Here is a 283-nt window from a genome sequence, read left to right as displayed (position 1 = left end):
ACCGAAGATGAAATTCAGGATCCCAATTGGGAACGTTCCGGTCATTATTTCAAGGGGCGCGACGGTTGCCGCGTACCGCTGCCGTGGCAGTCAGACGGCCCGGCGTTCGGTTTCAATGCCACCGGTGCTTCGTGGCTGCCCCAGCCGGCATGGTTTGCGCAGTATGCCACTAATCGTCAGATTGGTGACGGGGCTTCCGTCCTGCACCTGTATTGTGCTGCTGTCGCATTGCGCAAACAGTGGGTGGCCAACGGCACGGACTTCCAGTTCTCGTGGCTTACCA

1 protein-coding gene is annotated in these 283 nt (G+C 59.0%); it reads left to right on the top strand.

The features are described 5' to 3' along the window. Positions 1-283: alpha-amylase family glycosyl hydrolase (locus DKT72_RS19005; protein ID WP_220628166.1), on the top strand; the 283-nt coding region annotated here is incomplete at both ends.

Source organism: Confluentibacter sediminis, assembly GCF_003258355.1.
GTDB classification, from domain to species: domain Bacteria; phylum Bacteroidota; class Bacteroidia; order Flavobacteriales; family Flavobacteriaceae; genus Confluentibacter; species Confluentibacter sediminis.
The sequence above is the reverse complement of the archived record's forward strand: the minus strand, read 5'-3'. Positions and strand labels throughout refer to the sequence as shown.